This is a genomic window from Phenylobacterium sp., assembly GCF_036502675.1.
Classification (GTDB): Bacteria; Pseudomonadota; Alphaproteobacteria; order Caulobacterales; family Caulobacteraceae; genus Phenylobacterium.
The window spans coordinates 47,077-55,643 of record NZ_DASXYF010000071.1; the positions used below are offsets into that span (position 1 = coordinate 47,077).

The following is an 8,567-nucleotide window of genomic DNA, read 5'->3' on the forward strand; positions in this document are numbered from 1 at the left end:
GATCCGGCCATGCTCCGCCGCGCCTTGATCGCCGCCGCACCCCTGGTGCTCCTCGCCGCCGCCGCCGAGGCGTCGGACAAGAAGGAGGACAAGACGCCGGTCGGCCAATACGTCGACCTGTCGCCGGTGGCCCTGCCGATCGTCGTGCGCGGCCAGCTGGTGAACTACGTCTTCGTCTATGTCCGCATCAACCTGACCAACGGCGCCAACTCGGTGAAGCTGCGCGAGAAGGAGCCCTTCTTCCGCGACGCCCTGGTCCGCGCCGGCCACCGCACGCCCTTCACCAGGCCTGACGACTATTCGGTCGTCGACGAGGCCGGGCTCAGCGCGGCGCTCACCCGCGAGGCGATCCAGATCGCGGGCCCGGGGGCGGTGAAATCGGTGGTCGTCACCTCGCAGTCGCCGAAGAAGCGCATCATCATGCCGCGGCCCAAGTCAGCCGCCTGATCGCCGGCTTTCGGCCCTTTCAAGACAAGACATTGCTTCCGCCGGGCTTCTTTGGCACTTTCCGGCGTCTTTTTCGGGCGCGCCGGTCTCCGGCGCCCTGGACTGGGGAAAAAAATAGAGGGATCGGGAAACGCTGACAGCCGTGTCGAACGGCGGCCGGACCCTCCGCGCAATCGCAAAGGGGCGCTTCAATCATGAGTTCTGTGCTGCTGCTGGTGATTCTCGCCGGCTTTCTGGCCGTGCTGTACGGGGTCTTCCAGACCGCGTCCCTGCTACGGTGTTCACCCGGCAACGCGCGAATGCAGGAGATCGCCGCCGCCATCCAGGAGGGCGCTCAAGCCTACCTCAACAAGCAGTACACCGCGATCGGCATCGTCGGCGTGGTGATCCTGGTCCTCGTGGGCGTGCTGATCGGGCCGAAGGCGGCTGCAGGCTTCGCCATCGGCGCGGTGCTGTCGGGCCTCGCGGGCTTCGCGGGCATGCTGGTCTCGGTGCGCGCCAACGTCCGCACCGCCCAGGCGGCCTCGGAGAGCCTCGCCAGGGGCCTGTCGCTGGCGTTCCGCTCCGGCGCCATCACCGGCATGCTGGTGGCGGGCTTCGCCCTGATCGGCGTCGCCGGCTACTACTACATCCTGACCCAGGTCATGGGCCTGGAGAACACCAGCCGCGACGTGGTCGACAGCCTGGTGGCCCTGGGCTTCGGCGCTTCGCTGATCTCCATCTTCGCCCGTCTGGGCGGCGGCATCTTCACCAAGGGCGCCGACGTGGGCGGCGACATGGTCGGCAAGGTCGAGGCCGGCATACCCGAGGACGATCCGCGCAACGCCGCGACCATCGCCGACAACGTGGGCGACAACGTCGGCGACTGCGCCGGCATGGCCGCCGACCTGTTCGAGACCTATGCGGTGACCACGGTCGCCACCATGGTGCTGGCGGCGATCTTCTTCCGCACCCTGCCGGATGTGGTGGGCGCCATGATGCTGCTGCCGCTGGCCATCTGCGGCGTCTGCATCGTCACCTCGATCATCGGCACCTTCGCGGTGCGCCTGGGCAAGTCCAACAACATCATGGGCGCCCTCTACCAGGGCCTGATCGTCACCGGCGTCCTGTCGGTGGGCGCGATCTACGTCGTGATCAACAAGCTGGTCCCCGGCCCGCTGGAGGTGAACGGCAAGTCCTTCGACGCCATGAGCCTGTTCTGGTGCGGCGTCACCGGCCTGGCGGTCACGGCCGCCATCGTGATGATCACCGAATACTATACCGGCACCGGCTTCCGGCCGGTGAAGTCGGTGGCCAAGGCCTCGGTCTCCGGCCACGGCACCAACGTGATCCAGGGCCTGGCCATGTCGCTGGAATCGACGGCGCTGCCGGCGCTGACGATCATCGTCGGCATCATCGTCACCTACAACCTGGCGGGCCTGTTCGGCATCGCCATCGCCACCACCTCGATGCTCTCGCTCGCGGGCTTCATCGTGGCCCTCGACGCCTTCGGCCCGGTCACCGACAACGCCGGCGGCATCGCGGAGATGGCCGGTCTTCCGCCGGAAGTCCGCGTCACCACCGACGCCCTCGACGCCGTGGGCAACACCACCAAGGCCGTGACCAAGGGCTATGCCATCGGCTCGGCCGGCCTGGGCGCCCTGGTGCTCTTCGCCGCCTACACCGAGGACCTGAAGTTCTTCGCGGCCAACGCCGTGGAGGGCTCCTATTTCCACGGGCTGGGCGCGGTGGCCTTCGACCTCTCCAACCCCTACGTCGTGGTGGGCCTGCTGTTCGGCGGCCTGCTGCCCTTCCTGTTCGGCGGCCTCTCGATGACCGCCGTCGGCCGGGCCGCCGAGGCGGTGGTGGAAGAAGTGCGTCGCCAGTTCCGCGAAAACCCCGGCATCATGACCGGCGAGGTGAAGCCCGAGTACGGCCGCGCCGTCAGCATCCTGACCTCGGCGGCGATCAAGGAGATGATTGTCCCGTCGCTGCTGCCGGTGGTCTCGCCGATCCTGCTGTTCTTCGTGATCACCGCCATCGCCGGCAAGGTGAACGGCTTTGCGTCCCTGGGCGCCATGCTGATGGGGGTGATCGTGACCGGCCTGTTCGTCGCCATCTCGATGACCTCGGGCGGCGGCGCCTGGGACAACGCCAAGAAGCTGATCGAGGAAGGTCACCACGGCGGCAAGGGCTCCGAGGCCCACAAGGCCGCCGTCACCGGCGACACCGTCGGCGACCCCTACAAGGACACGGCGGGCCCCGCCGTGAACCCGATGATCAAGATCACCAACATCGTGGCCCTGCTGCTGCTGGCGATCCTGGCGCGCGGCGTGGTGGGCTAACCGCTCCACCATCCTCGAAACGACAGACGCCCCGGAGAGCGATCTCCGGGGCGTCTTGCTGTCCGGGTCATCCGCGGAAGGGCGGAGGCCTGCAGGTTACTGTCCCGGCGACTGCCGGCCCGGACCCTGGTCGTCCTGCGGCAGCATGCTGCCGCGGCCCACGGTGCCCAGCAGCTGTTCGAGGACGGTCATCTCGCGGCCGCGGGTCGGGGTCTCCCGGCCGTTGTAGGCGATCACCTTGCCGTCCTTGAGGGTGTAGTGGTTCACCGTCTCGACGATCTCGGAGTCCTTGTTGAAGGTGACGGCCGTGACGTTGCGGGCGATCACGGCCGGGCGGCGGAAAGCCACCCGCGCGGACACCGAGTTCACGTAGTACCAGGTGTTCTGGTCGAAGGTGGAGGTCGCCGACGGCGTCCCCAGCCGGCCCCGCACCGTCGATTTGGTGTCGGTCCCCGCCTGGACGTCCTTCGGATCGGACTCGATCGCCTGGAATCCGTGATAGGAGTTGATCGGTGCGCAAGCCGCGGCGCCCAGCAGGCTGGCGGCCACGGCGGCGTAGGCGACGCTTCGGAACATGCGGGTGCTGGGCCTGTGCAAACGGGACATCCTTTGACCTATCGCCCGTCGGCGCTTAGTTCAATGCCCGCCGGCCCGGGGCGCCACGTTCCGCCGCGGACGTAATCGAGGCTTTGATGTTCCTGGACCGACTCTTCCGTCCCAAAGCGCCGCAGGCCGCCGGCCGCGCCCTCTACGCCGCCGTGGTCTCCCGCTCGCGGCGCACGGAACTCTACGACGACCTGGGTGTGCCCGACACGGTGGAAGGCCGGTTCGAAGCCTACACCCTGCACGTCGTCCTGCTGCTGGACCGGCTGCGCGGCCAGGGGCCCCACGCCGTCGAGATCTCCCAGGCGCTGTTCGACACCTATGTGAAGGCGCTGGACGACGCCTTGCGCGAGATGGGCGTCGGCGACCTCTCGGTGGGCCGGAAGATGCGCAAGCTGGGCGAGGCCTTCTATGGCCGGGTGAAATCCTACGAGAGCGCCTTCGCCGCCCTGCCGGACGCCGGCGAACTGGAGGCCCTGCTGAAGCGCACCGCCTACGACGGGACCGACGGCGCCGCCGCCCCGCGTCTGGCCCGGCATATCATCGCCGAGCGCGCGGCCCTGGCCGCCAATCCGCTGAATCGCATCTGCGACGGGCACGTGGACTGGACCGCGCCATGAACGCCTGGGGCCAGCCCCTGCGCCTGGCGGACCTGGCCCGCGGCCCGGTGCGCCTGTCGCTGGCCCCCGACGCCGCCCAGCGGGCGGAGATCGCCGGGGCCCTGGGCGTGAAGAGCCTGCCGGCCCTCACCGCCGAGGTGCAGGTCGCCCCCTGGCTTGACGGCGCGGCCCTCACCGGCCGAATCGACGCTCAGGTCGAGCAGGTCTGCGGCGTGACCCTGGATCCTTTCGTACAGCCGGTGTCGGCGGACTTCGAGGTGCGGGTGGTCCCCGCCGGCAGTCCGCACGCCCCCGGCGACGACGGCGGCGAACTGACGCTCGACCTGGACGCGCCCGATCCGCCGGACGTGCTGCAGGGCGACGAGATCGACGTGGCCGCCTATGTGGTCGAGCACCTGGCCCTGGAGCTCGACCCCTTTCCCCGCAAGCCCGACGCCGCCTTCGAGTTCGCCTCCGACCCCGCCGAGAGCTCGCCCTTCGCGGCGCTCAAGGGGCTGAAGACGCGGCACGAGTGACGGCTTCGCCGCGGAGCCGCGCCTTGGGCGCCCCTTGCATCGGGCAGGTCGGGCTGTATCGTCCCCCGCAACTAACCGGGCGCGGTCGCTGCGGGGGGCATCAGGCGACGACTTGACCCAGCCATTGGTCATATCCATCGACGCCATGGGCGGCGACCACGGACCTGCGGAGCTCGTCCCCGGAGTCGCGCGCGCCGCCCGGGAACTGGGAGACGACGTCCGGTTCCTGCTGCACGGCGACTCAGAGCGGCTCAGGGCCGAGGTCGCGCGCTGTCCGGTGCTGATCGGCCGCACGGAGATTCGCCACGCCGAACGGGTGGTGGCCATGGACGAGAAGCCGGCCCAGGCGCTGCGCCGCGGCAAGGACAGCTCCATGTGGAACGCCGTCGAGGCGTTGAAGACCAACGAGGCCGCCGCCGCCATCTCAGCCGGCAATACCGGCGCGCTGATGGCCATCTCCAAGCTGATCCTGCGGATGAGCGCCGACCTCGACCGGCCGCCGCTGGTGGCCAGCCTGCCGACGGTGAAGGGCGTCGCCACCTTCCTCGACGTCGGCGCCAACGTCGACTGCGACGCCGAGCGCCTGGTGGAGTTCGCCATCCTGGGCGAGGCCTTCCACCGCGCCGCCCACGGCGTGGCCAAGCCCACCGTCGCCCTGCTGAACGTCGGCCATGAGGAGATGAAGGGCCACCAGGAGGTGCGCGAGGCCCACCGCATCCTGCGCCAGGGGCATCTGGACCTCGATTACCGCGGCTTCGTGGAGGGCGACGGCCTGACCACCGGCGAGATCGACGTCATCGTCACCGACGGCTTCACCGGCAACGTGGCGCTGAAGACCGCCGAGGGCGCCGCCCGCTTCATCCGCGGCGAACTGAAGGCCGCCCTCACCGGCGGGGTGCTGGCGCAACTGGGCGCGCTGCTGGCCCGCCCGGCGCTCAACCGCTTCCGCGACAGGCTCAACCCGCCGCCGGCCGCGCCGCTGCTGGGGTTGAACGGCGTGGTGCTGAAGTGCCACGGGGGGGCGAGCAGCCGGGACTTCGCCCAGGCCGTACGCGTCGCGGCCGACCTGGCGCGAAGCGACTTCGCGCAGGAGATCGAACGCAATATGAGGAAGCTCCCGGCCGCCATGGCCGAGTCGATCCCGCCGGCGGCCAATGGAGCGCCCTGAGTGACCAGAGTGCTGCGTAGCGTGGTGACCGGCGTGGGCGGCTACCTCCCGGAGGAGGTGGTCACCAACCACGACCTGGCCAAGATCGTCGACACCACCGATGCATGGATCGTCGAGCGCACCGGCATCCGGCAGCGCCACCGCGCCGCGCCCGGGCAGGCGGTCTCCGATCTAGCCCTGATCGCCGCTCAGCGCGCGCTGCAGGCCGCCGGCCGGACGCCGGTCGACGTCGACATGATCATCGTCGGCACCACCACGCCGGACCTGACCTTCCCCGCCGTCGCCACCATCCTGCAGCGCAAGCTGGGCGCGCCGCAGGGGATCGCCTTCGACATCCAGGCGGTGTGCTCGGGCTTCGTCTACGCGCTGTCCACCGCCGACGGCTTCGTGGCCCGCGGCCGGTCCCGCTGCGCCCTGGTGATCGGCGCCGAGACCATGACCCGGCTGATGGACTGGACCGACCGCGGCACCTGCGTCCTGTTCGGCGACGGCGCCGGCGCCGTGGTGCTGGAGCCCGGCCAGGGGGAGGGGACCACCGCCGACCGCGGGCTGCTGGGCTTCGCGCTTTGCGCCGACGGCGGCAAGCAGGACCTGCTCTACGTCGACGGCGGAGTCTCGACCGACGGCAAGGTGGGCAAGCTGCGCATGCAGGGCAACCAGGTGTTCCGCCACGCGGTGGTCAACATCTCCGAGGCCGTCCGCGCTGCGGCGGCCGACGCCGGCGTCGAGGTTTCCGAGGTCGACTGGTTCATTCCCCACCAGGCCAACCAGCGCATCCTGGAGGGCGTCGCCCGCCGGCTGGGCATCGACGAGAAAAAAGTGATCTCCACCGTCGCCGAGCACGCCAACACCTCGGCTGCCTCGATTCCGCTCGCGCTTGATCAGGGGTTGCGCGACGGGCGCATAAAACCGGGGCAGCTTCTGCTCCTGGAGGCCATGGGAGGCGGCCTCACCTGGGGCGCCTGCGTGCTGCGGCTTTAGGACTTGCTGCAATCAGGCCTTGAAGTCTTTGACCTGATGCGACAATCAGGTGATGACGATGGGTCTGGATAAGTGCGGGCGGGGGCGACGATGAAAGGCGCAACGTTGACGCGGGCCGACCTCTGCGAGGCGGTTCACGAGGAAGTCGGCCTGACCCGCCAGGATTGCGGCGAATTGGTCGAGCGCGTGCTGGAACTGATGGCCCAGGCGCTCGAGCGCGGCGAGCAGGTCAAGCTGTCCGGCTTCGGCGTGTTCCAGGTGCGGGCCAAGCGCGCCCGCATGGGGCGCAATCCCAAGACCGGCGAGCCGGCGGCGATCGAGCCCCGACGGGTGATTGGTTTCCGCGCCTCGCAGGTGATGAAGGCGCGGGTCGACCGCGCGCTCCTCAAGTGAGGGCGGGCTAGGCCGTGGCCAAGGGCCCGGAAGCCTTTCGGACGATCTCCGAGGCGGCCGCGGAATTGAACGTGCCGCAGCATGTGCTGCGGTTCTGGGAGACCAAGTTCTCCTTCATCCGTCCGATGAAGCGGGCCGGCGGCCGGCGCTTCTACCGGCCCCAGGACGTGGCCGTGCTGCGCGGCGTCCGCCGCCTGCTGCACGACGAGGGCTACACCATCAAGGGCGTGCAGCGCCTGCACAAGGAGCAGGGGGTCAAGCGCCTGGTGGCCGCAGGGCTGGACGCCGCCGCGCCGGCCCCGCATGCCGCCGCATCCGAGTTCGAGCCGCCGCCGCCCGCGTCCGCCGCGCCGCCGCCGATGCGCCCCGACCGCCGCGAGCGCCTGCTGGCCGCGCTCGCCGACCTGGAAGCCGCCCGGGCAAGTCTCGACGCGCTGCTGGCGCGCTAGCCCCGCCCGCGGAAAACCGGCTTCCCCTTTCCTTAGGCGCGCACTAGAAGGGCGCCTCGCCGATGTCGGAGCGTGGCGCAGCCTGGTAGCGCACTTGACTGGGGGTCAAGGGGTCGCAGGTTCAAATCCTGTCGCTCCGACCATCGGCGGAGTTGATTCTGAGGGGGTTTGGCTCCTCCCGGCGCCTGCGGGCGGCCCTCCGGCAACGATATGGGCGACCCGTAGTCTGACGAGACAGGGGGCCGCCCTCGCCGGCGGCCCCCGATGTCGCGCGGCCAGTTCCGACCAACCGGCGCTGACGCCGCCGCCTACACGTCGCTGGGGAGCCGCCTAACCGAGCGCGGACAGCACGTCGCGCGCAGTTGCCCGCTACGGCAGGCTACTTGCTTGCTCGCGCAACCGGACACTAGCTGAAATTACATGATTTATGTGTAAATTCAATATATTACATGAAATTCCAGACGGGAAATCCAAGTATTTATCGGAGAACGAAACGGCTTGAACGTAGTTACAGATAACAACGGTATAGCTTATAATCCGCCGGACGGCCGGGTAATTTGGCGTCCCTGACAATTAAATTCGACAGTTTATTTCGCCTGTGCGGCAACGTGTGTTGTGTAGTTTCAAACACTGCACAGTTTATAGGTCATTTATTCAAAATGAAAGAGCCCCGCCCCCTGGAGAAAGGGCGAGGCTCTTGGGTAACGGCAGACGTTTTGGGCTCGTCGACCTTGAACGATTAAAGAGCGCATTCCTCACCTAAAGTCCATATGGGCAGGTAATTTTTTGGTAAAAAGAAAATTTTGTGCCGGGAAAATACGTTGCTCAGTCTCTTCCTTCCTGGGGATTCTGTGTTATCGCTAACCAATATACCGCTGTGGCAGTACGACCGCTCAGGCCAGGGTCGGGGGAAATCAGGCGGTTTGACTGGAGAGATAAATGGCGACCTACACTTATGAGACGATCACGGCGGCCCAGGCCCTAGCGGTCCTGACCACCGACAACGTGATCGTGCAGACCGGCAACGCCGCGCAGGCGTCCGTGATCTACAACGCGGCGACGCCGAC

The 8,567-nt window shown here is 68.3% G+C and carries 9 protein-coding genes and 1 tRNA gene; 9 read left to right on the forward strand and 1 reads right to left on the reverse strand.

The window, feature by feature from the left end:
- Positions 1-9: 9 nt before the first annotated feature.
- Entirely contained in the window at positions 10-447 is a 438-nt protein-coding gene (locus tag VGL30_RS08460; protein ID WP_331538825.1) for a hypothetical protein, read from the forward strand.
- A 194-nt stretch (positions 448-641) separates the two neighbouring features.
- Positions 642-2,771, forward strand: coding sequence for a sodium-translocating pyrophosphatase (locus tag VGL30_RS08465; RefSeq protein WP_331538827.1), 2,130 nt, complete (start codon positions 642-644; stop codon positions 2,769-2,771).
- Positions 2,772-2,867: 96 nt separating this feature from the next.
- On the opposite strand, the gene VGL30_RS08470 is transcribed toward VGL30_RS08465, so the two are convergent.
- Complete coding sequence (locus VGL30_RS08470; RefSeq protein ID WP_331538829.1) at positions 2,868-3,347, reverse strand: outer membrane protein assembly factor BamE; 480 nt, start codon at positions 3,345-3,347, stop codon at positions 2,868-2,870.
- A 116-nt stretch (positions 3,348-3,463) separates the two neighbouring features.
- On the opposite strand from VGL30_RS08470, the gene VGL30_RS08475 reads away from it, so the two are divergent.
- The 7 genes from VGL30_RS08475 (at position 3,464) to VGL30_RS08505 (ending at position 7,643) form a co-directional block, all read left to right on the forward strand.
- Positions 3,464-3,994: a ubiquinol-cytochrome C chaperone family protein gene (locus tag VGL30_RS08475; protein ID WP_331538832.1), complete on the forward strand. Its 531-nt coding sequence runs from the start codon at positions 3,464-3,466 to the stop codon at positions 3,992-3,994.
- On the forward strand, positions 3,991-4,509 hold the full coding sequence (locus VGL30_RS08480) for a DUF177 domain-containing protein (protein ID WP_331538835.1): 519 nt from the start codon (positions 3,991-3,993) through the stop codon (positions 4,507-4,509). The genes VGL30_RS08475 and VGL30_RS08480 overlap by 4 nt, the downstream gene beginning before the upstream one ends.
- A gap of 112 nt (positions 4,510-4,621) precedes the next feature.
- Positions 4,622-5,677: a phosphate acyltransferase PlsX gene (gene plsX, locus VGL30_RS08485; protein ID WP_331538837.1), complete on the forward strand. Its 1,056-nt coding sequence runs from the start codon at positions 4,622-4,624 to the stop codon at positions 5,675-5,677.
- A gap of 9 nt (positions 5,678-5,686) precedes the next feature.
- Positions 5,687-6,658, forward strand: a complete 972-nt coding sequence (locus VGL30_RS08490; RefSeq protein ID WP_331538850.1) for a beta-ketoacyl-ACP synthase III — start codon at positions 5,687-5,689, stop codon at positions 6,656-6,658.
- Between the two features lie 90 nt (positions 6,659-6,748).
- Complete coding sequence (locus VGL30_RS08495) at positions 6,749-7,051, forward strand: integration host factor subunit alpha (protein WP_331538839.1); 303 nt, start codon at positions 6,749-6,751, stop codon at positions 7,049-7,051.
- A gap of 14 nt (positions 7,052-7,065) precedes the next feature.
- Positions 7,066-7,500, forward strand: a complete 435-nt coding sequence (locus VGL30_RS08500) for a MerR family transcriptional regulator (protein ID WP_331538842.1) — start codon at positions 7,066-7,068, stop codon at positions 7,498-7,500.
- A gap of 66 nt (positions 7,501-7,566) precedes the next feature.
- Positions 7,567-7,643, forward strand: a tRNA-Pro gene (locus VGL30_RS08505).
- Positions 7,644-8,567 lie beyond the last annotated feature (924 nt).